Below are 25,735 nucleotides of genomic sequence, written 5' to 3' on the forward strand. Positions count from 1 at the left end.
ATAGAGTGCGTTTAAAAGAAACAAAGTTTTTTTTTGGCACAATAACAAACTAAATATGAAAAAACTCTGTATATTTCTTTTATTATTTACAAGTGCAACTGTTTTTTCTCAAGTACAAGATGCTTGGGTTTACTTTAATGCAAAGCCTAATGCTCAGTTTTATATTGATACCCCATCGGAAATGCTTTCACAAAGAGCTTTGGATCGAAGAACTACTCAAAAGATAGTTATAGATTCTAAAGATATCCCTTTAGAGAAATCCTACGTTAATCAAGTTAAAACTGTTTCGGGAATTTCTGTTATGGCTAAATCAAAATGGCTGAACAGTATTCATGTGCGTGGTACACAAGCAGTAATAAATTCATTAAAAACATTTTCATTTGTCGATAAAATAGATTTTGCAGACAAATCGCTGAATATAGCTGGAAAAATTGCAAAGGTAAAAAAGATTAGGACCTCCGATAAGAGTAACAAAACTAAAATTGATTATGCCTATGGAACCTCGGCTAATCAAATTCAGATGTTGAATGGACAACAATTGCACCAGCAGAATTATACGGGTTCAGGTAAAATAATAGCAGTTTTAGATGCCGGTTTTCCGGGAGTAAATACCGTACAACCTTTTCAAAGATTAAGAGATAACAAAAAAATTTTAGGAGGATATAATTTTGTATTGAGAAACCCCGATTTTTACACCGGAGTTTCACACGGAACATCCGTTCTTTCAACCATGGGTGGTTATAAAGAAGGTTCATTAGTAGGAACAGCACCAGACGCTGCTTATTATTTATTTGTTACAGAAGATGATACTTCTGAAAATCCGGTTGAAGAATCACTTTGGGTAGAGGCTGCAGAAAAAGCAGATAGTTTGGGAGTTGATATTATAAATACCTCTTTAGGTTATTTTGATTACGATAATGCGGCTTATAGTCACAAGTATAGTGAAATGAATGGTGTAACTGCTTACATGTCCCGAGGAGCTGAAATTGCGTTTAGCAGAGGGATGATTATTGTAACGTCAGCGGGCAATTCTGGGAATTCAGCAAATCCATATATTGCAGTACCTGCTGATGCGGTTTCTGTAATTGCTGTTGGAGCTGTAAATTCTGCAAAATCATTGGCTTCATTTAGTTCAATAGGACCTTCAAGTGACAATCGAATAAAACCGGATGTTATGGCACAAGGACAATCGGATGTTTTGTCTGATGCATTAGGTAATATTGTGACAGCAAACGGGACTTCATTTTCCAGTCCAATTATGGCAGGAATGATCGCTTGTTTATGGCAGGCTTTTCCTCTAAAAACAAATAAGGAGATTAGAGATTTAATTATAAAATCTAGCGATCGATACACAACGCCTAACAATCAATATGGTTTTGGTATTCCAAATTTTAGTTTGGCATTGACACTTTCGGTAGACGCTTTCTCAAAAAATGACTTCATACTTTACCCAAATCCAGTTAGCGATTACATGTCGGTTTCTCTTCCAGAGGGCCATGATAAAGGATCATTTTTAATTTATAATGTTTTGGGTCAAATAATATCAGATGATCTTCTTACTAGCCAGACATCGAATATTTCTTTGAAATCACTTGACAAAGGAATCTATGTTTATAAATTAGAATCGGGTGTTTTTTCTAAAAAGGGAAAAATAATAAAGCAATAAATTAAAGTAAAATAATGAATAGAATTACAGAGCTCTTCAAAATTAGATATCCTATTATCCAAGCGGGAATGATTTGGAATAGTGGTTATAAATTAGCGAGCGCAGTAAGTAATGCCGGTGGTTTGGGTATAATAGGTGCAGGTTCTATGTATCCAGAAGTTTTACGCGAACATATTCAGAAATGCAAAAAAGCGACTCAAAAACCTTTTGGTGTTAATGTCCCAATGTTATACCCCAATGTCGAAGAAATAATGAAAATTATAGTCGATGAAGGTGTGAAGATTGTTTTTACATCGGCTGGAAACCCAAAAACATGGACTTCTTTTTTGAAAGAAAATGGCATAACAGTTGTACATGTTGTTAGTAGTTCTGTTTTTGCATTAAAAGCAGAAGCAGCAGGTGTTGATGCCGTAGTTGCTGAAGGATTTGAAGCTGGAGGACACAACGGAAGAGATGAAACGACAACTTTTACATTGATTCCAATGGTAAAAGAATATATCAAAATTCCTTTGATTGCTGCCGGAGGTATTGCAACGGGTCGCGGAATGTTAGCAGCAATGGTTTTAGGTGCTGACGGCGTTCAGGTTGGCAGTAGATTTGTGGCTTCGGAAGAATCTTCAGCACATGAAAATTTTAAGAAGACGATTATAAATGTTAAAGAAGGTGATACGCAATTGACTTTAAAAGAATTGGCTCCAGTTCGATTGATTAAAAATAAATTTTATCAGGATCTTCAGGAATTGTATGCGAAATGTCCAACAAAGGAAGAGTTGTCTCAGTTTTTGGGAAGAGCGAGGGCAAAAAGAGGTATGTTTGAAGGGGATTTAATCGAAGGAGAATTAGAAATAGGTCAAGTTGCGGGATTAATTCACGAAATAAAACCAGCGGCAGAAATACTTTTGGAAATAATGAATGATTTTGAAGATGCTAGAAAAGAGGTAACTAAATTCGACTTTTAATTAATACACAATGACTAAAACAAAATTATATATTATACTGTTTTTTTTGGGGTTAGGATTGCAACAGTCTTATAGTCAAAATTATAAATTTAAAACATCAGGCTTTAGTGTTTTAGAAAAAAATGAAAAAGGCAAGTGGGGAAAATGGTCTGATTTGGATTTGGTCAATATTTTAATATCATTAGACACTAATAAAGATAGAATTGTAATATATTCTCAAATCATCCAATTGTTTGAAATTATCGATTATCAGGCAACAGAAGAAAATGATACCGATATAGTTTATTCGTTTACTTGTAAAGATAATAATGGAGAGGATTGCACAGTTTCAATTATTACAAGAAAGAAGCAGGATAATAGGAAGCAACTTTATGTCAATTATGAGAACAGGATTATAGTTTATAATATTTTCAACATGTAATAATAAAAGAAGTCGCTACTAGTGACTTTTTTTATTAAATTACAGCGCTAAAAAAAATTAGTTTTTGATAGCAATAGTTAGTCAATATCCTTAATAAACTCATCGTATTCTTTGTAAAAAAGCTCTAAAGAATTCATTTTCTCATTGTAAAAGTCAAAGATTTCATCCCAATATTTTCGATTACTAACGCTTACTTCTAATTTTTCAATCCAAATTCGACTAATCGTTTTGCCGTTCTCAAGAATAAATTCTTTTTCAAAAACTAAATCTTTGATAAATTCTTCTTCAAGTATATTTTTCAGTGCTTCTATTTTCTCAAAATAAGCAATTCGTTTTTCGTCGCTTCGATGCTCAATATCAATTAAGACAAGTGCCTTTTTATTGTCAACATAAAATTTAAAAGAAAAATCTTTAATTTTTGTATCATAAAGCATCCATTTTCGGGGATATTTATCTGCGAATGTCACCCAGAATTCTCGCTTTAATTTTTGAGTTTCTTCTTTACTATACATTTTAATGGCTTTTAATATAGAAAATTAGCATTGCGTTATTTTCTAAACTATATTTATATTATCTTTTATGGTGCAAAAATAGACTTTGATTATGGATTTTCAAGAATTTTTAGAATATGTTCCTAAATTAATGACAGCGGAGCTTCCTGCTGAAATCTCGCATATCAAAATGGCACCATTGGAGAGAATTGAAAGTTTAAAAAATTTTGAAATTGGAATAAAAAAACCAAAAATTGCTGCCGTTATGATGTTGTTTTATCCCAAAAATGGAATAACGCATTTGGTGCTTATTGTCCGAAATTCTTATAAGGGCGTGCATTCTGCTCAAATTGCATTTCCAGGTGGTAAATATGAAGCACATGATGAAATTTTTGAAAATACTGCGCTGCGGGAAACCCATGAAGAAGTTGGAATTCATCCCAATAGTATGGAAATTATCAAGACTTTTACGCCCATGTATATTCCACCGAGTGATTTTATGGTTCATCCTTTTTTAGCTATTTGCAAGGAAGAAATTGTTTTTATTCCCGATACTAAGGAGGTTGCAAACATAATTGAATTGCCTCTAACAGTTTTTTTGAGTGATACAATTATTACTGATGCAAAGCTGAATACATCTTACGCAAATGATATAACTGTTCCAGCTTTTAAAATTGAAGAGCACATCGTCTGGGGAGCTACAGCCATGATGTTGAGCGAGTTGAAAGATGTTTTAAAAGATGTTTTAAATTCCTGATTTTGATTTTTTTGTAGAATTGAAATTGATACGGAAGTACAAAAATAAATTTCGTATTATTGCAGACCTAATTCATAGAAAAATATACAAATTTATGGGATTGTTTAAGAGAAATCCTTTTGGTCATATACTATTTATAAAGAAATTCTTAATTCGTGTTTTTGGAGTTATTACTCACAGACGTTATAGGGGATTTAATGAATTACAGATTGAAGGATCCGAGATAATACGAAATTTACCTGATGCGAATGTTCTTTTTATATCCAATCACCAAACCTATTTTGCCGACGTCGTTGCCATGTTTCATGTTTTTAATGCAAGTTTGAGCGGACGTGACGATACCATCAAAAATGTTTGTTACATGTGGCAGCCCAAAATGAATATTTATTACGTTGCGGCCAAAGAAACAATGCAGGCAGGTTTGTTACCAAGAATTATGGCTTATGCAGGGGCAATTTCTGTAGAACGAACTTGGCGAGCAAAAGGAGTTGATGTGCAAGAGAAGAAAAATATTAATCCGGATGATACCGAAAATATTAGAATAGCGCTAAAAGACGGTTGGGTAATAACTTTCCCTCAAGGAACCACTAAATCTTTTAAACCAGTTCGAAAAGGCACGGCTCATATTATCAAACAGCACAGACCCATTGTTGTCCCCATAGTTATTGATGGTTTTCGACGCTCTTTTGACAAAAAAGGATTGCGCATGAAAAAGAAAGGAATTTTGCAGTCGTTCATTATCAAGGAACCTTTAGATATTGATTATGATAATGATACCATCGATGAAATAGTTGAAAAAGTAGAATATGCCATCGAGCAACATGCGTCTTTCCTGAAAGTAATTCCTTGCGAAATTATAAGAGAACAAGAAGAGCTAAATAAATTCCGAAAATGGGAATATTAAAAAATAAAGAGGCCTAAAAGCCTCTTTTTTTATAAATCGATTTTCTTTAGTTCCGTATAGTTTTCTGTAAGTTTACTCAAGAATCTACCATATAATAATTTGTAAAACAGCCAGATTAAACCCATTATTAATAATGCCACAAAAAACAAAGTAATATAATTTACTTCCATAAGCTCTTTTGCATTTTTGGAATTACCAGAGTTGTATCCTTCATTAAACCCTTCTATTCCGCTCAAAGCTCCCGTAAAACCTCCAATAAAAATATTCCAATAAATATAGTAAGTTACAATTTTTCTGGTTTTCAGAATGTGTTTTATGAGTGTTCTTGAAGATTGAAGTACTGAAATTGTTTTGTAGTTTCTATAAAAACAATAGATAAATACGATAATTACCAAATAATTAAATTTTTCTAAAAAGTTGATAAACGGATGCAAACGCAAAAACTCATCATAGGTTTTATCATTCAGAGCAAATGCAATTCCATTTAATACAATAAATTCTAAGATGCTTACAATCAAAATCCACTTCACAATCGAAGATGATTTTTTATGTATCATTTTGTAAATCTCATTTTCCGAAACCTGTTCAAAAGAATCCGTGTTCTTTTGCCAATCTTTTTTCAATAAATCCAGCTCTTTCATATTCCTAATGGATTTAATATTTTTTTTAATTTCCCTTTTATTCTGTTCATTTTCACCCGGGCATTCACTTCACTAATCCCTAATGTTACGGCTATTTCCTGATAATCTTTATCTTCAAGATACATAAAAATCAATGCCTTTTCGATATCATTCAATTGATAAACCGCCTTGTACATTAGCTTAATCTGTTCTTCTTCTTCATAATTATACTCCACATCATTCAAGAAATGCTGACGTCCTTCAAACTCAATAGTTGCTATTGAGCGCTTACTTTTTCTATATAAAGTGATTGCCGTGTTCAACGCCACACGATAGGCCCAAGTAGAAAACTTGCTGTCTCCTCTAAATTTAGGGAACGCTTTCCACAACTGAATCGTGATTTCCTGAAACAAATCCTTGTGTGCATCATCACCATTAGTATACAACCTACAAATCTTGTGGATTATATTCTGATTTTCCTGCAACTGCTTAACAAAAGACTGTTCTAGATTGTCACTCATACATACATTAGTAACCTAAAGGTAGGTTTTGTTACAATATTAATAATTTTTAGGAGCAGAAACACTTCAATCCATAATTATTAATCGTCCCGCTGTACATTTCAATCTTTATTTTCTGAAAAAATCAGAAAAATAAAGGATTTCCATTTCCATCAGGGCTAATTTACACGAATATTTTTCTTAAAACCCTTTCAAAAAAAACAAAAATTTCGATACTTTTTGATGAAATTCAACATTAAAAAACATTGTATCTTTGAGTTTTAACAAATCAGAATTTTTTTAAACATGAATATTCCAAAGTCAGTAAATCCCAGAATAGTCATTATAGGTGGAGGTTTTGCTGGTATTGCATTGGCCAGAAAATTAAAAAATAAAAACGTGCAAGTCGTACTTTTAGATAAACACAACTACCATAATTTTCAACCTTTACTGTATCAAGTCGCCACTGGCGGTTTAGAGGCAGGTTCTATTGCTTACCCAATTAGGAAAGTCATTCAGGAATATAATGACTTCTACTTCCGACTCACTTCAGTTGAAGAAATAGATACTAAAAACCAAAAAGTCATTGCTGAAATTGGCGAATTAAGTTATGATTATCTGATTATTGCCACAGGATCTAAAACGAATTATTTTGGCAACAAAGAAATAGAACGCAACAGTATGGGGATGAAAACCATACCGCAGTCATTAAACATTCGCAGTCTTATTCTCGAAAATTTTGAACAAGCGGTTCTTACCACTGATGTAGCAGAGCGCAACAGCCTTATTAATTTTGTGCTTGTAGGTGGTGGGCCAACAGGAGTAGAGCTTGCCGGTGCTTTGGCCGAAATGAAAAAAGCCATTCTGCAAAAAGATTATCCCGATTTGGATATTGATAAAATGGAGATCAATCTCATTCAAAGCGGGGATAGAATTTTAAATACGATGAGTGAAAAATCTTCCATCGCAGCTGAAAAATTTCTGGATAATTTGGGCGTCAAAATATGGAAAAATGTTCGGGTAACTAATTATGATGGACGAACTATAATCACCAATTCTGATTTGACATTTGAAACCGCAACCGTAATTTGGACTGCTGGCGTTCAAGGAGCCTTAGTCGCAGGATTAGACGCCAAATCTTTGGTAGCAAGAGTAGAGCGTATTCGTGTCAATCAATATTGTCAAGTAGTAGGGTATGACAATATTTTTGCAGTAGGTGACATATCTGCCATGGTAACGGAAAGCTTTCCCGAAGGACATCCTATGATGGCTCAGCCTGCCATGCAGCAAGGTAAATTACTGGGTGAAAACATCATAAAATTAATTAGAAAACAGCCTATGGAAGCCTTCAAATACAACGACAAAGGTTCAATGGCTACGATAGGAAGAAATAAAGCCGTAGTTGATTTGCCCAAATACCATTTTAGTGGCGTTTTTGCCTGGTTCGTGTGGATGTTTGTGCATTTATTCTCCTTGATAGGATTCAAAAATAGAGCGGTAGTTTTCTTGAATTGGGTATACAACTACATTCGTTTTGACCGGGAGGGACGATTGATTATCCGACCGTTCAAAAAGAAAAGTTTTACTACGTTTACCAGTGATGAAGTGTAAAAAATCGGACTTATTATCGCTGTAATTGCATTCTTACATCGTTGATAATCAGCGTTTAACGGTGTGTGATATCATTCTTACAATATGTTGATTTACAATATTTTAACAAAACTATGTGATTTGTAAGTATCTGAAAATGAATTGTTTAGGTTATTTTGAATTTAATTTTTATTTAACTTGTTTTTATAAATAATGTTATGCATTAATTTTGTGGAATTCACACAAATTTTTAACGTTAATGAAAAGCATTATTATTTCTAATTTCAAGCCTATTTTGGTAGGGAAATTAATCGATCAACAAAAACTTAACCAATACACAAAGTTTTTATACAATCATTTTCAAACCAAGCCAAGCCTAGTTGGTTCGGGCGAAGAAGAAATTATTGAAGAATCAAATAGTTTTGAGATTATCTCAGACCAGGTTGATAAATATTCCGTTCCTGCTGAAAATATTAATAAAAGACAAATTTTAATTTTTGAAGAAGTAGAACATTTTATTGAAAATGAAATGGAGGAGACTTTACCTTCTGAATATCAATTTCCGGCTAGTTTAACATCCGGCAGAGGAGATATATTTGGGCCGAAAATTGGAATCCGTATGCAGTGGTTTAAAGAAAAAATGGGATATGTTTTTGATGAATTTTATTCAAAAACAAATACTGCTCCGGAAAACTTGGTTCATGTCACCTGTTCGGGATATTCCTCTCCAAGTGTTGCACAAGAAGCTGTAATAAATAGAAAATGGGAAACAACGCAGGTTACTCATTCTTACCAGATGGGATGTTATGGGGCTTTTCCTGCTATACGAACTGCCAGTCATTTGATAAGTGGTAGTAGAAATCATGGAAGAGTAGATGTGGTTCATACAGAGTTATTATCGGCACATTTAAATTTAACCGAATTCTCTGTTGCAAACACGATGATTTGCTCTCTTTTCGCAGATGGTTTTATTGGATATTCTTTATATGAAGAAGATACTTTCATGAATGATGATTCAATTGAAGATAAAAAAGGGCTTAGAATTTTAGCTTCTCATGAGGTTATTATTCCGGATTCATTAGATGATATGTCTTGGGAAATAGGAGAGTATAATTTTTTAATGACGCTTTCTAAAAGGGTTCCCGTTTTTATTCGTAAAAACATAAAATCCTTTTTGACGACCCTTTGTAGTAAAGTTGATATAGATCTTGAATCTGAGAAATCTAAAATGCATTTTGCAATCCATCCCGGAGGACCAAAAATTATTGATTATGTAGTGGAAGCAGTTGGAATTTCAAAAGATCAGGCACGTTGGTCTTATGAAATATTACGTCAACAAGGAAATATGTCTTCAGCTACTGTTCCTCATATCTTTAATGAAATTATTAATGATGACAACATTTTATCAGGAACTAAAATTGTAGCAATGGCATTTGGTCCGGGTCTTACAGCTACTGGATTATTGCTTGAGAAAATATAATTTTATAAAAAGTCAATTCTCTAAGGAGACGAGCGGTTTAAATACGATGAGTTATGAGTTTGGAAATGGAAACATTTAGAACTTATAACTCATTTTTTTTATAATAATTCACCATCAAATTCACAAACTTACTGTAACTGTCCATGCCGTCTTTTTGCTTATTTAATTTCAGGAAACTGTCATAAAAAGCATGAAAACCCGTTTCAATTGGTGTTTCATATTGTTTCCAGAAATGGTCACTTTCTTTGTAGTTTTTCAAAATTCCCGGATGAACAGTTTTTAGTAATTGTTTGAATATTTTTTTATCGCGAACTTGCCAATTGGCCAAACAATAGCGCAAAGCCATGCTATAACCTGAATATTTAAAGTACAAATTATCATTTTTTACAGATGCTAAAAAGCCAATAAAGTTGCATTCACTTTCGCTAGCATAACCCATTTGGTGCGCCATTTCATGATTAGTTGTCATTGGGAAACTATACATTGGTCCAAGATCATTTACTTGTGCCTCATTAGTAAACGGATTTAAATAGCCGCCAAATCCCATAAAAGTTAACGGCAGACTGAAGAGCGATTTTTTTGTACTTAAATTGGTAAATCTAAAATAAGGATATTTCGTTGACAGGTTTTGGTAACCATTTAAATTCATATTGAAAACCTGTTCTTGAGAATAAGGAAAAACTACTTTCAAACTGTCATTTTTTGTAATCTGACCTTGAATAGCGTTAGTTTTAGCGATTAATTTTTTGGTAAAAACTAATAAATCATTATTTGAATACTCTTTTTTAATATCCATTTTTTCAAAAAGCGGTTCGCGGTAATAGTTCATCGCCCAAAGTAAATGAAAGGAAAAATAGAATACGGATATAAAGCCCACTATAACAAGGATGTTGTTTTTCCATTCTGTCATCCAAGATTTCCTTTTTTTCCAAAGCCAAACCAATACAGATAAAATGGTAATAAAGTAAATGAAATCCCCCAATGAAAAAGGAATTTTTCCAAATACAACTCTCGAAAATATTGAAATAATTAAATAGATACCGTTACTGTAAAATTGTTCTACATATTCAGGGAAATAAGGAATGATTTGCAAAAAAAGTATTTGTGCAAGAAGAAACAAGGAAAGAAAATATTTTGGTTTCACTAGTTAGATTTTAGAATGTAAAGATAATTACAATATCAGCTAGCAAGGAAAAGAATTTAAACTTTGAATTTCTTTATTTAGTAAGAATGCTAAATAAAGTAATTCAAAGTTGTAAACTCTAAATTTTTAAGTTGTTATTTTTTTTTTTAAAATCGAATATAACGTGTTGAATTTAAGCGAATTGAAAATCTTAATTCATCAAATTTATTTTGGTATGTTGTTAAAATAGTTGCAGAACCATAAAGTAAATGATGTGCATACTCTATGTGAAAGTTTATTAATTTGTTTGTTGTCGGTAAATTATAATTAATGCCCATTTTTATCGCCTGTTCTGTTGTTTTTTCAGTAGGATTTTTTAAAACAACTAAATCATAACGTATGAAAGGGACTAAATCTCCTTCCTTTTTTTTATCAAATACTTGAAATTGTATTTGACCGTAACCACCCGTAACGTTTAATTTTTGGTCTGAATAATTGGAATAAATTGCTTCATATTCGATAGTATAAAAATGTTTTCCAATAGTATTAGTGTAGTCTAAATTATTTTCAACAGTTAATTTATTCCCTGTTGCCAAAGTGCTTCCTAAAAAAACATTGTTTATACCAGAAATAAGAGTAAAACTTTTATCTTTTATGTTTTGAGTGTTGTCTATCGCAAAACCAATATTTAACTTTTGATTGCTTTTATCGGTGGTTTGAATAATAGATTGGGTAATTTTAAATGTTATTGCATTCCAAAATTGAAAACTTGGATGGTCTTGATTCAGCGAACCTCTATTATCTTGCATTGATGCTTGTAAGAATGTTCTTTTTGATATTTGTGATTGAATTTGTAAGCCCCATTGTGTACCAAAACTATTTGTGCTTCCGTGCTGTTCGAGAATTAAACTTCGGTTTATTGTTGGCAGATTACCGGAGGATAAATTATCTTCTTTTGACAAAATAGTCGTGTTTTCACCAAATAATATTCGAAATTTATTGGGATCATTTGCATTTTGAAAAGTTATAAACAGATTTTCCCAAATTTTAAATCTTTTACTATCTTGAAAAAAGTTATTATCTGTAAAATCAACTTCATAGAATACAGTTGTACGGAATTTATTTCCATTTATTTTGAATGGATAACTAGGCAATTGAAATTCCATTCCTTGCCTTGCTCTTCTCCAAGCAGGAGTAAGGTTTGGAGAAAATAATCTTTCGGCAAATGCCCAAGTTGTCCATTGAAAATCATTTTTTTTATACTGTAAACCTGCATCAGGGTTATAACTAAAATGTTTTATACTGTCATTTTGTGCAATCGAATTAATTGTACAAAATAGAAATAGATATAAATATTTCATTACACATTTTTTATTTTCGTATGAAATTTATATCGAATATAACTTGCCATTATTAAAACAATTAGACAAAGTTCTGAAACTACTTTTTCGGCATCAAAAATATCAACTGGACGGTTTTTTAATAGAGGGTCCATTACTATTCCATGAACTACAAAAAGCGTAGCTGTGGCGTAAGATATTAGGTGTATGTTTTTCCAAGTTCCAAAACTCATCTTTTCTCTTATTACTTTTTGTGTGGTAACAATAACTATTAGTAATGCAAACATAGAAAGTGTTCCTAATGCTACAAACACTTTTTGAGTTGGGGCATTTATTGGAAAAAAAATATCGATTAATTTGAACTTTGTCGTTTTGTCAAACAATAAAAATAATGGGTGCAATAAGACTAAAAGTAATGCCACGTAAGCTGTCCAATTATGCAAATTATAAACATTAATTTGTTTGATTTGTTGCGGTAATGATTTCCAATATTTATGTTTTTTGTAAGTGGTACTAATCATCATTCCTAATAGGAAATTAAAAGTTAGCACTACTGTTGCTACCAATCCCATTGAAGCGGATAGGTCTAGAAAAGTTATATTTAGCATTATTATTTGATTTTTAAATTATATAAATAGAGCGTTTTGCTGCATAACATTATGCAACAAAATAATACTTAAATAATTATGTCAAATTAATAATGAGGCGTAAAGAATATAACGCCGTTGCGGTGGTTGATTGAATTTATTTTCAAAATTGTTTGTAATTGCTTTGGAAATAATTACAGGATAAAAGACGATTTTAGGTTGAAAATCAGATTTAAAAACAGCTACTTTTTTTTCAGTTTTAGTTTCGGATATATTTAGATTTAAAGTATTTTGATAAATATAAGAATGCGTTTCTTTTTCAAAATTTAGCTTTTCTTCATTGTCTGAAAATTCAAATACTGTGTTGAGATAACAGCAAGAAATTAGCGTGAAGAATAATATTTTAAAGTTAAAAACCATATCGTAAAAGTATAATTTTATTTTTTATTGAGTATAAATTATTATAATTGTTTTCAAAGTTTCGTTTAGCAGAAGGTTTATGTAAAACTTAAATTTTTGCGTTAATTCATTAAATTCGAGTTGACTTTTTTTAGTGCTGAATAGTTCCGTAACTTTGTACTTCTTAATTGTTAAACATCAAACAAAAATAAATGAGCCAAGAAATAAGAAATTTAGAACCCAAAGCACTTTGGAATAAGTTTGCTGATTTGAATGCGGTACCTCGTCCTTCTAAAAAAGAAGAACGTGTGATTGAGTTTATGAAAAACTACGGAAAGAGTCTGGGATTGGAAACTTTTGAAGATGAAATCCGTAATGTGATTATACGCAAACCGGCTACTCCAGGAATGGAAAATCGTAAAGCGATTGTGTTACAAGGACATTTGGATATGGTACACCAAAAAAATTCGGATACCGTTTTTGATTTTGATACACAAGGAATAGACATGTATGTGGATGGAGATTGGGTTCGTGCTAGAGGAACAACTCTAGGTGCTGATAACGGCCTTGGCGTTGCCACAATTATGGCGATTTTAGAAAGCAAAGACATTCCGCATCCTGCTATGGAAGCTTTGTTTACCATTGATGAAGAAACAGGAATGACTGGAGCTTTGAACTTAAAAGGAGGGATTCTGCAAGGTCAAATTCTTTTGAATTTAGATACAGAGGAAGATGATGAAATTGACATTGGTTGCGCAGGAGGAATTGATGTAACAGCCACAAGAAGTTATCACGAAGAGGAAGTTCCAGAAGGTTCAGTTGGTCATATTATTACCGTAAAAGGATTAAACGGAGGACATTCAGGAATGGATATCCATAAAGGGTTGGGTAATGCCAATAAAATAATGAACCGATTGTTGTTTGACGCTTTTGAAAACTTCGGTTTACAAGTGGTGGAAATCAATGGAGGAAGTTTACGTAACGCTATTCCAAGAGAAAGTGTTGCTAAAGTAATTATTTCCGAAATGTTTGATGAAGCTTATGTTTTTGATATGCAAGAAATCATCAATGACATCAAAAACGAATTTAAAACTACGGAGCCAAACTTAACTATCGAAATCGTGAAATGCGATTTACCAAAAAAAGTAATGGATTTAGGTGTTCAGGAAGGAATTATCAGAGCAATTTATGCAGCACACAACGGCGTGTATCGAATGAGTGCCGATATGGAAGATTTAGTTGAAACTTCTAATAATATTGCCAGAGTAATCATTAAAGATGGCGAAATTTCAATCGGATGTTTGACCCGTTCTTCTGTAGAGACGTCTAAATATGATTTGGCTAATTCTTTACGTTCCGCTTTTGAATTAGTAGGTTGTGAAGTAGAGCTTTCCGGTTCTTATCCGGGTTGGACTCCAAATGTAAATTCGGAGATTCTAGATGTGCTTGTTGCAATTTACGAAAAACAAAATAACAAGAAACCGAAAGTGGTGGCTTGTCACGCAGGATTAGAATGTGGAATTCTGGGAACTAATTATCCTAATATGGATATGATTTCTTTTGGGCCAACTATTCATGGAGCGCATTCTCCGGATGAAAGAGCGAGTATTTCCTCTTCTCAGAAATTTTGGAAATTTGTTTTGGAAATTTTAGCTAATATTCCAGTCAAATAATAGTGAATTTCGATAAAATGAAAAACCCTCGTTTTGTAATAAACGAGGGTTTTGTATAAGAATTAATCTCTTTTAGGAGTGTTTTTCTTGTCTCTTTTTTCTTCTTTCTTTTCTTTAGCCGTTTTTAAAGGCTCTTTTTTTGCAGTTTTCTTTGCGTCTTGACTTTTTGCCATGATATTTGATTTAAATTTTGGTTTTAATTTTGATGTAAGTAAATGTATATAATATTTTGATTTCTTTCAATATTATTTCAAAAAATCACCGTCTATAATTAATAATTGAACTTTATTTGTAGCTAAAGAGCGATGAGAACTTAGATCAGCTGAAACAACGTAAGTCATTCCTTTAGAAAGTTGAACATGTTCTTCATTCTCCATTTCGCTTATGAGTTCGCCCTCAAGACAATGTACAATATGTTCTTTTTGACACCAATAATCTGCCAAATAACCTTCAGAATAAATAACTTTTCGAATTTTAAGTCCTCCTAATCCAATCGTTTGTCAATAAGCAGTTCTTGTTTCTCCTTTATATTCTGTTTTCTCTATGTTATCCCAATTTATGGCTTGGAAAGGTATTTTAGACATAAATCTTGTTTTTTGATTAATTAAAATTTTGGCGAAAACTCAAATTTATTTTTAAATAAAAATCCCCAACTACTTTCGCAATTGAGGATTGAAATTATTTTTAGATTAAAAATGTAAACTGTTATATTATTTTTTCTTTAGAATTTTATATTCTTCATAACAGCCACTTATGGCATCCATGATTTGTAAATCATTTGCAGTTTGTATGAATGCTTCTGAATAATTGCAACGTTGCAAAATTTCGGCTAATTCGTTTTTATCTACGCCAAGAAGTACAGATATAGTTTCCCTGTCAAATTTAGATTCCAGTAGATTTCGAACCGTATCATCCTTCTTCATTTCTTTGAGCTTTTTGAGCTCTTTTGGATTTTTTCCAAAAAAATTATAAAGCATATCCGTAGGATTAAAGATAGAACCCAATACTCTACCAAAGGCATTTGGAGAATATTCGCCCGCTTCATAACCTTGCGTTAAGCCGGAAATACTATAACGGTAATTTTCTTTCGTTGGAATTAATTTTGAATCGACTTCCAGATATCCCGTTAAATTAAAGGGTCTGATGATTACTTCCTCTAGCGCGATGGCTTTTTCGGTAAGTTGAATTTTGGTGCTTTTATTTTTTATCCAATCGTTTGTAACTCGAACTCGTAAAGATTGGTATCCCAAAATAGTAAAATGTAAAGTATCATTTGGTTGAACATCGATTTCGAAATATCCTCTCGAATCGGTAGTTGCACCTCTTACTTTATTAATGTTGATGATATTTACATTGGGCAAAGGTTGTCTCGTATTGTTGTTGATAATAATACCATTAACCTTTTGAGAGGGCTGTATGTCTTGTGCGATAGCAGCTGAGGAAAGTACTAAAAAAAAGAAAACTACAAAATATTTCATAAACTCATTTAAAACTTTAAAAGTAATAAAGGGGATTGAATATTTTGTAGTTTCCTATTATAATTATAAGAAAATTAACAATGAATGTTAGTCTTTTCTTGGTCTTCTTGGTCTTGGTGTATCACCAAAGCCTTCAGAACGTCTTGGTGCTCTATCAGAACTATCTTCGTTTCTTGGTGCTCTGTCAGAAAAACCGCCCTCTCTTGGAGCTGAACTTCTTCCGCCAAAACCACCTTCTCTTGGAGCTGAACTTCTTCCGCCAAATCCACCTTCTCTTGGAGCTGAATTTCTATCGCTTCTGAAACTACCACCGCCAGAACCTTCTCTTCTTGGTGCAAAACTACCTTCTCTTCTTGGAGCTGAACTTCTTTCGCCACCAGAGCGACCTCCGCCAAAACCACCACCCGAACTTCTTCCGTTATGGTCACGTCTTCCGCCACCATCGTTTTTCGAAATTTCAACATTGATTCTACGTCCTTCTAATTGTACGTTGTTCAAAACTTCCATTACTTTATCAGTATGTTCCGGATCAGTATTAAAGAAAGAGAAACCTTCTTTTACATCTACTTTGAAAACGTCATCACGACCTAAGTCTAATGTTTCTTTCAAGTAATCTTTTAATGACATCCAATCAAAGTTATCTCTAGAACCGATGTTCACGAAATATCTTGTTGCTCCGCCATTGTTATTTTCTCTTGGAGCACCATCTCTATCATCACGCTCACGTCTTTCAGATCCTGAAGCTTGATTAGAAAGATCTCTAGTTTTCTTGTAGTAATTGATAAAACGGTTAAATTCAACCGATACCATTTTCTTGATTAATTCTTCTTTCGTTAAATCTTCAAGAACGCTGTTAATTGCAGGAAGATAGTTGTCAATTTCGTGATCAACTTCTACATCTTTAATTTTATTAGCTAGGTGTAACAATTGGATTTCGCAGATTTCAATTCCAGAAGGAATCGTTTTTTCTTCGAATTTTTGTTTGATGATTCTTTCGATAGAAGAAATTTTACGCAATTCACTTTTAGTAACAATTACAATAGATGTACCTAATTTACCAGCACGACCAGTACGACCAGAACGGTGATTGTAAGTTTCGATTTCATCAGGTAATTGGTAGTTTACTACGTGAGTAATGTTATCAACGTCAATTCCACGTGCAGCAACGTCAGTAGCTACAAGCATTTGAATTTGTCTTCCTCTAAAAGATTTCATTACACCATCACGTTGCGCTTGAGATAAATCTCCGTGCAATGCAGCAGCGCTGTATCCATCTTCAACCAATTTTTCAGCAACAGCTTGCGTATCTCTTTTGGTACGACAAAAAACTACAGAGAAAATGTCTGGGTTAGCATCCGCTAAACGTTTCAAAGCTTCGTAACGATCACGTGCATTTACAAGGTAAAATTCGTGAGAAACGGTAGCAGAACCTGAGTTTTTAGCTCCAACTGTAATTTCAATTGGGTCAGTCATGAATTGTTTTCCAATACGAGCTACTTCAGCAGGCATTGTTGCAGAGAATAACCATGTGTTTTTTTCGTCTGGCGTAGTAGAAAGGATGTTTACGATATCTTCGTAGAAACCCATATTCAACATTTCGTCAGCTTCGTCAAGAATACAATAGTTGATTTGAGAGATATTTACCAAACCTCTATTAATCATGTCTTGCATTCTTCCTGGAGTTGCCACAATAATCTGCGCGCCTCTCTTTATGTCTCTCGCTTGTTCTGTTATGCTAGCTCCACCGTAAACTGCTACCACATTAATACCTTTTTCGTATTTAGAGTAGTTTTTAATTTCGTTGGTAATCTGCAAACACAATTCGCGGGTTGGAGATAAAATTAATGCTTGTGTGTTTCTGTTGTTGGCATCAATTTTCTGAATAACTGGAAAACCAAAAGCTGCCGTTTTCCCTGTCCCTGTCTGAGCCAACGCAACCATATCTGTGTCTTTTTCCAATAATAGGGGAATCGCTTTCTCCTGTACTTCGGTCGGATTTTCAAATCCTAGATCTAAAATCGCCTTCAGTAACGATTCACTCAATCCTAATTGTTCAAATTTATTCATATGTATTTTTAAAATAGGGTGCAAAATTACTGTTAATAATCGATATAAACTAATGCTATTTTAAGATTTAATGATTTATTACCATTTGATTGTCAGAAAGTTATAATTTTTTTTCTGAATTTGGAGTTTTTGTTTAGACAATTCAGTACTGAATTATGGCTCAGGTTGTTGTAATCTTATATAATAATAGATTTAGTCCCTCTTTATTTATTTTCTTTTAAGAACTCGATCAATTGTCTTGTAGCCTTACCTCTATGACTAATTTTATTTTTTATATCCAAAGGCAATTGGGCAAAAGTTTCAGGATAACCTTCTGGCTTAAAGATGGGGTCATAACCAAAACCCTGATTGCCTATTTTTTCTGAAGCGATTTCGCCTCGGGCAATTCCGGTAAAATGATGTTGTTTTCCTTTTAAATTCAGCGTAATTACCGTTTTAAATTGTGCCGCTCTATTGTTTTTATCTGATAAACTCTGCAATAGTTTGTTCATATTATCATCGGCATTGCGCTGTTCTCCAGCATATCGTGCGGAGTAAACGCCAGGTTCTCCATTTAAAGAATCTACTTCAAGTCCAGTGTCATCCGCAAAGCAGTCATAACCATAGTTGCGGGTAACATAATTGGCTTTTTGAATAGCATTGCCTTCAATAGTATCTTCAGTTTCAGGTATGTCTTCAAAACAGCCAATACTCTCTAAACTCATAATAGTAATGGTTTCAGGAAGCATACTTTGTAATTCCAAGATTTTATTTTTATTATTAGAAGCGAAAACAAGTTGCATTTTTTTTGGTTTTAATTTTCAAATATACATTTTCTACACATGAAGGATAGAAATAGAGACGTTTTTTATTAGTTTGTCTTTACAGCAGGATTATTATTTGTAAGTATAAATGGTTCAAAATGATAATAAAAAGTGTAAAAAATTAATTTATTATATTGTAATTAAAGCGTTGATTTATATTAATTTATTTTGTTTTAATGGTGTCTTTGATTGTCCTTTTGATTGAATATTTGAATCGTATCACCAGTATATGGCGATATTACAGAAATAGTTGATTTTGCTGAACGGTAGAATTGTTAATGATGAATCGGATGCAACAATTAGAGGTTTATTATAGGCCTTCTTTTTTTATGATATCACATCAATCATTTTTTGAAAAATCAATGATCACTGATGTTGCTTCATATTCAGTTAAGGAGTTAATGAAGCGATTGATATCTTTTAATAATAAGGTTACGATGTTAATCATTAGTTAAATACTTGTATATGAGTTTTTTAATCTTAATTAGTCGTATATTTGAGTATGGTTTTGGTTTATTGTTGAATATATCCATCTGCAAAGAGAAGAGTATTTACTAGTTAGTGGCATCGAAAGATAAAAACTGATAGCAAGAAACCAAAGTCCATATTTGGAGGCCCTTTAAAAAGGCCTCCTTTTTTTTGGGATATTATGCAAAAACATAACTTTGTTTTAAATTTTATTAAAGTATTTTATAAATTTTTCACGCAACTAACATCCTTAAATCCACTATATTTTTAAATAAATAATTGTTTTTAAGGGCAGCGAAATTTTACGCGTTAATTATTAGTTAATTAATTGTTTATTAGTTATTTAGTTTTAATTAATTGTATCTTTAGGTATGGTTTTGGTTTATTGTTGAATATGTCCATCTGCAAAGAGAAGAGTATTTACTAGTTAGTGGCATCGAAAGATAAAAACTGATAGCAAGAAACCAAAGTCCATATTTGGAGGCCTTTTAAAAAGGCCTTCTTTTTTTTGGGATATTTTGCAAAAACATAACTTTGTTTAAAATTTTATTAAAGTATTTTATTAATTTTTAACACAACTAAAATCCTTAAATCCAGTGTATTTTTATATAAATAATTGTTTTTGAGTGCACCGAAATTTTACGCGTTAATTATTAGTTAATTAATTGTTTATTAGTTATTTAGTTTTAATTAATTGTATCTTTGAGTATGGTTTTGGTTTATTGTTGAATATGTCCATCTGCAAAGAGAAGAGTATTTAGTAGTTAGTGGCATCGAAAGATATAAACTGATAGCAAGAAACCAAAATCCATATTTGGAGGCCCTTTAAAAAGGCCTCCTTTTTTTATGGCTTATGCTAAATGTGGTTTAGTAAATGTTGTGGTTTTAAGAATTTTATATTTTTATAATTGAATCTAGTTAACGCAAAAGAGTTAATTTATGATTATAATATGTTTTATTTTAAATAATTGAAAATCAACTGGTTAATTAATAGTTAAAGTATTGTTTTTCATAAATTTAACTAATTCAAATTGTATCTTTGAGTGTGGTTTTGATTAATCACTTGGGTAAAATCATCTGCAAAGAGAAGCTTATTCAAATAGTCTTTTCATGCTGAACGGCATGAGTTGATAAATGGTAAATCAAAATCAACAATCGGAGGCCCTTTAAAAAGGCCTCCTTTTTTTATGGTTTGACAGTATTTAGATTAGTGAATATTATGATTTATTTTTGAATATTGTTTTATTTTAAGGAATGTGATCATCATCAAACGATTGATGATTTACTATTATATTTTTGTATTTAAAATATTGAAAATCATATAGTTAATAATTAGTTAAAGTATGTTACTACTATTGCTTAAAATAAAAATAACGGTATCTTTGAGTACGATTTCGCTTTGTTGTTGAATATGGCCATCTGCAAAGAGTAGCGTATTTGATAATTAGTTTTATCGAAAGATTTAAACTGATAATGACAAATCAAAATCTAAACTGGAGGTCTGTAAAAAGACCTCCTTTTTTTATGGCTATATAGCAAGAACAGTATTTTTAGTTTATTTTTTTAATACAATTTGTATAAATGTTTGCAATTTAAATACAATAAATTAATTGCGTTAATTATTGGTTAAATGCTGATTAACAGTTGATTATTTTAGAAACAAATAATACCTTTATGTGTGATTCTGATTGAATACTTGGGAATGTCAATCTTATTATGAGATTGATAACTCACAATAGACTATACCAGTAACGGTAAGAGTTAATATCGTTAATTCAGAATCACATAAGAGGTCTTTAAAAAGACCTCCTTTTTTTGTCCTCACTAAAAATTAATAGTTGAATTTTAATTCTTTTTTTAAAGAATATACTGAAGAAAAAAAATGGTATTGATGGATAAGAATAATAGTCTTTAATATCTCATTTATAATAAGTTAATAATTAATTTAAACCTTGATTTATATCTTTTTTAGTAAAAATAAATTGTATCTGTAAGTGTGGTGTTGATTTATTACTTGACTTTTTATCGTCACCAGAATATAATGACAATTTAATAATCAGCTATACGATATACTGGATGAGTTGATAATTGAAAATCAGCCAACAGTGGGAGGGCTCAAAGATCCTGCTTTTTGTTATTATATTTTCAATTTCAATGTACGGTTACACTTTTTAAATTACCTAATAAAAATAAATAGATAAATAAATGAGCAAATTTATTACTGCGAATAAAAATATCGATGTCAATATTAGCAAACCAGCCACTGCCAAAAGTTAATTTGCTGTATGTAAGTTTTTTATAAAAAAATCATTCTTAGACTTATCAGTCACAACAAAACTTTCCCTACGTATTTTATACTGCATAGGCAGAACAAATAATACGATTGTTAACACTAGCCTTACTTTAAAACAGAAAAAAACAATCATAGAAATAATCAAAGCTATAATTTCCAAAACGAGAAATTCTTGTCTCATGTTAAATTTTTTGCAATAAATTAATGATAATAATAAAGATTTATCTTTTTTTAACAGAAAATAATGACTTAATTTGACTAAAGCAAAAATCCAAGATACTATTTTTATCGTAAATACATAATACTAAAATTATATGCGCATGTATCAAAAATTATCGAATACCTCCCATACTTTTTTACTATTATTATTTGTTTTATTGTTTTCAACCAATAGTTTTTCACAATATGTTTTTAATAAAAATTCTCTTCCTGAAAAGTTATCACTCCATAATTTCACTACTGTTGCCGATGTAGGCCAGCAAAATTTAAATATTCAGCAGGTAATAGCACATTATGAGTCCTTAAATCCTACCAAACTTAAAACCGAAAATGATGATTTGGGTTTTACTGAAGACAATTTCTGGGCTAAAGTCGAACTTAATAACCCAACTGCTAATTCCTTAGAATATTACCTTGAGACTGCAAGACCAATAACTGATTTGGTTGAACTATATATTGTAGATGATTCGGGGAAAATTATCAAAAAGGTAAGCGGTGATACTATGCGGTATTCTGAGCGTAGTTTTGATAATAGAAAATCAATTTTTGAGTTAAAAATTCAGCCCAAATCCAATCTTAAATTGTTTTTACATTTAAAGAGCGATGGTGAAGTAATAAAAATTCCTTTGATGCTTTATTCATCGCAAAGTTTCATTAAAATGATTTCAAATGAGCAATTATTTTTTGGGATATTTTATGGTATTTTGTTAATCGCGGCAATTATTTATTTATTCTTCTTTTTTGCTTTAAATGAAAGGATATTTTTATACTATAGTTTATACGTTTTATTTGTCGGTTTGTTGCAGTTTGCCTTAGATGGTTTTTTTTATAAGTATGTCACACCAAATGCAGGATGGTTTTCTAATCATGGTGTATTATTTATTGCGATAATTGCTGTTTTTTTATCGGGGAAATACAGTGAAGTCTTTTTGAAAATTAAAACGAATAGCAATAAAATTTACTTTTTGTTTAAAGTAGCGTATGCATTATTGTTTTTTTTATTGTTTTGTGTGATTTTTATTCCTTCGCTGTTGTTGTTTTCTTATATTTTAGTCAATGTGCTTACACTCGTATTTTTGATCTTACTTGTCTATTCAATAATTTATCTTTATTACAAAAAAAAGCCTGTAGACTCCTTATTTACTGTTGGTATTTTATTTTTAATCATTGGTTTTGGCATATTTATTTTATATAATTTCGGGTTATTTCCTATTAACTTTTTTACTCAAAATAGTTCGAAATTAGGAACAGGCTCAGAAGTTATTTTCCTATCGCTTTCAATGTCTAATTTGATAAGAAACTTGAAAAATGAAAAAACCGAACTCAATCGTCTTGCTTTAGTTCGTTCTCAAGAAATGAATGACTTAAAATCTTATTTCTTATCTAATATTAGTCATGAATTGAGAACGCCACTAAATGCTATTATGAATTTGATTGATTCAATTTCTAAAGAAGTAAAAGACGATGCAATCAAAAAAAACTGCGAAATCATAAAATATTCCTCCCATAGTTTATTGAGTTCTGTTAATGATATTTTGGATTTTTCTAAAATAGAAAAACGTGAACTTAAACTCGAAGAGTCCCAATTTGAGCCTGTCAAAGTTTTGGAACATTTAAAAAATAATGCAATCAACAGAGCTAACGATAAAGGATTGGAATTTCAATTTTCAAAATCGGAAAATATACCAGATTGTATGATTGGAGATGTGACCAGATTAGTGCAAGTGGTTAATAATGTTTTGAGTAATGCCATTAAATTTACGTCGGAAGGGGTTATAAAATTTCATATTGATTCTGAAATGAAGCCAAATAATAGAGCTAGTTTAATATTCACTGTATCTGATTCAGGAGTGGGAATTCCTAAAGAAAAAATGGAAAGCATTTTTGATTCTTTTTCTCAAAATAATATTGATAATAAACGAAAATTTGGCGGACTGGGATTAGGGCTTTATATTGTCAAAACTTTAGTAGATATGCAAAACGGAACTGTTGAAATGGATAGTAAAGTCAATAAAGGTACAACATGCAAGATTACAATTGATTTTGATGTGGTGCTCCAAGAAGAAAAGGAAGTAGTTGTAATTGAGCCAACAGTTTACGATTTAGAAGGAAAAACTATTCTAGTGGTTGAGGATAATCCCATTAATCAAATGGTCATTAAAATGATTGTCAAAAAATGGTTGAATACCACGGTAGTTTATGCAAACAATGGTCAGGAAGGTTTAAATGCATTTAAGACAAATCAATTTGATATTGTGTTAATGGATCTTCAAATGCCAATTATGGACGGTTACGAAGCTACGATTGCAATTAGAAATGGGGAAGCAGGAATATTGAATGCTAACATTCCAATTATTGCGGTGACTGCTGATGTTATGGAAACTACAAAACAGCGGGTTAAGGAAATTGGCATGAATCAGTATTTATCCAAACCAATTAACAAAGAAACCTTATTTCAAATGATAAAAGATTTAGTTTAAACGTTCCCAGATACTAAACTCGTATTTGTGAAATATTTTTTTTTACTTACTGTTTTAATTGTCCAATTTTACTTAAAGTTTCTGTGAACTTGTTGGGTTTGTTAGTCCCAATCAGTAATTTCTTGTTGTTATTAAATTCAAGCTGAAGTCCTTTGTTGCCCGAAATGTTATAAGCTTTCCTTTTACCCAATAAACCAAATTTTAAACCCCAACCACCATATTCAGAAATTGCAGCGTATTGTCTGACGAATGATTTTGTAAGATTGTTCCAATTGTAATGCTTGAAAGTTATGTGAAACGGAAAAAAACGAATATAGATTCTGTCCCTTTTAATGATTGTATCAAGTCGAAAGTTAATAAACAAAAAAGTCAATAATAAGGTAAGGCCTGTTATTACTATGAGTACTGTTTCGCTTATTGGCTTTACGCCAAATTGCTGTCCATCAATAACTTGTTGGAAAGCACCAAAAAGGAATAATTCGTTAATTCCGAGTAAAATCATCCAAAGCCACCATTGTTTAAATCTTTGGCTTTCCGTAAATAAAATTTCTTGATCTATTTATTTTGGTTTATGTTTCTAATTCATCCTTTATTGACCTGCTACTATTACCGCTAACTGTAACGTAATCGAACATAAACATGCTTAATTCCTTTTTTATCGGATTCTCTTTCGTCGATTTCCAGGATATCAGTTAGCGATTTTAACATTGGTGTTAGTTTTGAAAAGCCATAATTTCTTGGGTCAAATTCAGGTTTTCTCTTTACGATCAGGTTTCCCACGTCTCCAAGAAATGCCCAGCCATCATCATCACAAATGTCTTCTATTGTGGTTTCGATAAGTTCAATTGTATGTAAATCTATTTTGTTTAATGATTTCTCAACAGGTTTTTCAACAGGTTTCTCAACGGGCTTTTTAGTGTCGGCCGAACGTTTTTTTGCTTTTTTCTTGATTGCGCCATCCAAAACTTCGATGTAAATAAATCTATCGCAGGCAACAATAAATGAATTTGGTGTTTTTTGTTCTCCAATTCCAATGACTTTCATTCCTGATTCTCTCAAACGAATGGCCAGCCTTGTAAAATCGGAATCACTGGAAACAATACAGAACCCATCTACTTTATCAGAATATAATAAATCCATGGCGTCAATAATCATCGCTGAATCCGACGAGTTTTTACCAACCGTGTAGCTGTATTGTTGAATAGGCGTGATGGCATGTTCCAATAAAACACTTTTCCAACCTCCGGCATTTGGTTTGGTCCAATCGGCATAAATACGTTTGGTGGTTGGCGTCCCAAATTTAGCGATTTCTTCCATCATTCCTTTTACATTACTGTATGGAACGTTATCAGCATCAATGAGGACGGCGAGTTTTAATTCAATTGTATCTTGTGACATTTTTAATATTGTTGAATTT

At 31.9% G+C, this 25,735-nt stretch carries 21 protein-coding genes; 9 read left to right on the forward strand and 12 right to left on the reverse strand.

Going from position 1 to position 25,735, the window contains the following annotated elements; all coding sequences use genetic code 11:
* Positions 1-55 precede the first annotated feature (55 nt).
* The 3 genes from C4S35_RS05505 to C4S35_RS05515 are packed head-to-tail and all read left to right on the forward strand — an operon-like array spanning position 56 to position 3,046.
* Entirely contained in the window at positions 56-1,666 is a 1,611-nt protein-coding gene (locus C4S35_RS05505; RefSeq protein WP_103999219.1) for a S8 family serine peptidase, read from the forward strand.
* A gap of 14 nt (positions 1,667-1,680) precedes the next feature.
* The gene (locus tag C4S35_RS05510; RefSeq protein WP_103999220.1) at positions 1,681-2,625 is read left to right on the forward strand and encodes an NAD(P)H-dependent flavin oxidoreductase; all 945 of its coding nucleotides are present in this window, start codon (positions 1,681-1,683) and stop codon (positions 2,623-2,625) included.
* A gap of 10 nt (positions 2,626-2,635) precedes the next feature.
* Positions 2,636-3,046: a hypothetical protein gene (locus C4S35_RS05515; RefSeq protein ID WP_103999221.1), complete on the forward strand. Its 411-nt coding sequence runs from the start codon at positions 2,636-2,638 to the stop codon at positions 3,044-3,046.
* A 77-nt stretch (positions 3,047-3,123) separates the two neighbouring features.
* On the opposite strand, the gene C4S35_RS05520 is transcribed toward C4S35_RS05515, so the two are convergent.
* On the reverse strand, positions 3,124-3,558 hold the full coding sequence (locus C4S35_RS05520) for a DUF4268 domain-containing protein (protein WP_103999222.1): 435 nt from the start codon (positions 3,556-3,558) through the stop codon (positions 3,124-3,126).
* A gap of 91 nt (positions 3,559-3,649) precedes the next feature.
* On the opposite strand from C4S35_RS05520, the gene C4S35_RS05525 reads away from it, so the two are divergent.
* The gene (locus tag C4S35_RS05525) at positions 3,650-4,294 is read left to right on the forward strand and encodes an NUDIX hydrolase (RefSeq protein ID WP_103999223.1); all 645 of its coding nucleotides are present in this window, start codon (positions 3,650-3,652) and stop codon (positions 4,292-4,294) included.
* Positions 4,295-4,388: 94 nt separating this feature from the next.
* Positions 4,389-5,198 carry a lysophospholipid acyltransferase family protein gene (locus tag C4S35_RS05530; RefSeq protein ID WP_103999224.1) on the forward strand — a complete coding sequence of 270 codons (810 nt, stop codon included), beginning with the start codon at positions 4,389-4,391 and terminating at the stop codon, positions 5,196-5,198.
* Between the two features lie 29 nt (positions 5,199-5,227).
* On the opposite strand, the gene C4S35_RS05535 is transcribed toward C4S35_RS05530, so the two are convergent.
* Positions 5,228-5,839 (reverse strand): hypothetical protein, encoded by a 612-nt coding sequence (locus tag C4S35_RS05535; protein WP_103999225.1) that lies wholly within the window; start codon positions 5,837-5,839, stop codon positions 5,228-5,230.
* Positions 5,836-6,339, reverse strand: a complete 504-nt coding sequence (locus C4S35_RS05540) for an RNA polymerase sigma factor (protein ID WP_103999226.1) — start codon at positions 6,337-6,339, stop codon at positions 5,836-5,838. The genes C4S35_RS05535 and C4S35_RS05540 overlap by 4 nt, the downstream gene beginning before the upstream one ends.
* Before the next feature lie 285 nt (positions 6,340-6,624).
* Here C4S35_RS05540 and C4S35_RS05545 point away from each other — a divergent pair, with 285 nt between their 5' ends.
* Both C4S35_RS05545 and C4S35_RS05550 read left to right on the forward strand, forming a co-directional pair.
* On the forward strand, positions 6,625-7,929 hold the full coding sequence (locus C4S35_RS05545; protein WP_103999227.1) for an NAD(P)/FAD-dependent oxidoreductase: 1,305 nt from the start codon (positions 6,625-6,627) through the stop codon (positions 7,927-7,929).
* Between the two features lie 238 nt (positions 7,930-8,167).
* Positions 8,168-9,388, forward strand: a complete 1,221-nt coding sequence (locus tag C4S35_RS05550) for a 3-oxoacyl-[acyl-carrier-protein] synthase III C-terminal domain-containing protein (RefSeq protein ID WP_103999228.1) — start codon at positions 8,168-8,170, stop codon at positions 9,386-9,388.
* Between the two features lie 82 nt (positions 9,389-9,470).
* Here the strand turns inward: C4S35_RS05550 and C4S35_RS05555 are convergent, their stop codons facing one another.
* The 3 genes from C4S35_RS05555 to C4S35_RS05565 form a co-directional block, all read right to left on the reverse strand.
* Positions 9,471-10,532, reverse strand: coding sequence for a DUF3810 domain-containing protein (locus C4S35_RS05555; RefSeq protein WP_103999229.1), 1,062 nt, complete (start codon positions 10,530-10,532; stop codon positions 9,471-9,473).
* A gap of 146 nt (positions 10,533-10,678) precedes the next feature.
* Entirely contained in the window at positions 10,679-11,872 is a 1,194-nt protein-coding gene (locus tag C4S35_RS05560) for a hypothetical protein (RefSeq protein ID WP_103999230.1), read from the reverse strand.
* Positions 11,872-12,459 (reverse strand): ferric reductase-like transmembrane domain-containing protein, encoded by a 588-nt coding sequence (locus C4S35_RS05565; RefSeq protein ID WP_103999231.1) that lies wholly within the window; start codon positions 12,457-12,459, stop codon positions 11,872-11,874. The genes C4S35_RS05560 and C4S35_RS05565 overlap by 1 nt, the downstream gene beginning before the upstream one ends.
* Before the next feature lie 590 nt (positions 12,460-13,049).
* Here C4S35_RS05565 and C4S35_RS05575 point away from each other — a divergent pair.
* The gene (locus C4S35_RS05575) at positions 13,050-14,510 is read left to right on the forward strand and encodes an aminoacyl-histidine dipeptidase (protein WP_103999233.1); all 1,461 of its coding nucleotides are present in this window, start codon (positions 13,050-13,052) and stop codon (positions 14,508-14,510) included.
* Positions 14,511-14,755: 245 nt separating this feature from the next.
* Here the strand turns inward: C4S35_RS05575 and C4S35_RS15960 are convergent, their stop codons facing one another.
* The 4 genes from C4S35_RS15960 to C4S35_RS05600 all read right to left on the reverse strand — a co-directional run bounded on the left by C4S35_RS15960 (position 14,756) and on the right by C4S35_RS05600 (position 18,837).
* Positions 14,756-15,004, reverse strand: coding sequence for a DHCW motif cupin fold protein (locus C4S35_RS15960; RefSeq protein WP_279627774.1), 249 nt, complete (start codon positions 15,002-15,004; stop codon positions 14,756-14,758).
* 216 nt (positions 15,005-15,220) lie between these two features.
* On the reverse strand, positions 15,221-15,988 hold the full coding sequence (locus tag C4S35_RS05590; RefSeq protein WP_103999234.1) for a carboxypeptidase-like regulatory domain-containing protein: 768 nt from the start codon (positions 15,986-15,988) through the stop codon (positions 15,221-15,223).
* A gap of 87 nt (positions 15,989-16,075) precedes the next feature.
* Positions 16,076-18,055: a DEAD/DEAH box helicase gene (locus C4S35_RS05595; protein WP_103999235.1), complete on the reverse strand. Its 1,980-nt coding sequence runs from the start codon at positions 18,053-18,055 to the stop codon at positions 16,076-16,078.
* Positions 18,056-18,258: 203 nt separating this feature from the next.
* The gene (locus C4S35_RS05600) at positions 18,259-18,837 is read right to left on the reverse strand and encodes a non-canonical purine NTP diphosphatase (protein ID WP_103999236.1); all 579 of its coding nucleotides are present in this window, start codon (positions 18,835-18,837) and stop codon (positions 18,259-18,261) included.
* A gap of 3,102 nt (positions 18,838-21,939) precedes the next feature.
* On the opposite strand from C4S35_RS05600, the gene C4S35_RS05610 reads away from it, so the two are divergent.
* Positions 21,940-24,318, forward strand: coding sequence for a hybrid sensor histidine kinase/response regulator (locus C4S35_RS05610; RefSeq protein WP_244175200.1), 2,379 nt, complete (start codon positions 21,940-21,942; stop codon positions 24,316-24,318).
* A 46-nt stretch (positions 24,319-24,364) separates the two neighbouring features.
* Here C4S35_RS05610 and C4S35_RS15965 read toward each other — a convergent pair whose 3' ends face one another.
* Together C4S35_RS15965 and C4S35_RS05620 are read right to left on the reverse strand one after the other, a co-directional pair.
* Positions 24,365-24,820 (reverse strand): hypothetical protein, encoded by a 456-nt coding sequence (locus C4S35_RS15965; RefSeq protein ID WP_103999239.1) that lies wholly within the window; start codon positions 24,818-24,820, stop codon positions 24,365-24,367.
* A gap of 110 nt (positions 24,821-24,930) precedes the next feature.
* Complete coding sequence (locus tag C4S35_RS05620) at positions 24,931-25,716, reverse strand: NYN domain-containing protein (protein WP_103999240.1); 786 nt, start codon at positions 25,714-25,716, stop codon at positions 24,931-24,933.
* Positions 25,717-25,735 lie beyond the last annotated feature (19 nt).

It is taken from the genome of Flavobacterium urumqiense (assembly GCF_900108015.1).
Classification (GTDB): domain Bacteria; phylum Bacteroidota; class Bacteroidia; order Flavobacteriales; family Flavobacteriaceae; genus Flavobacterium; species Flavobacterium urumqiense.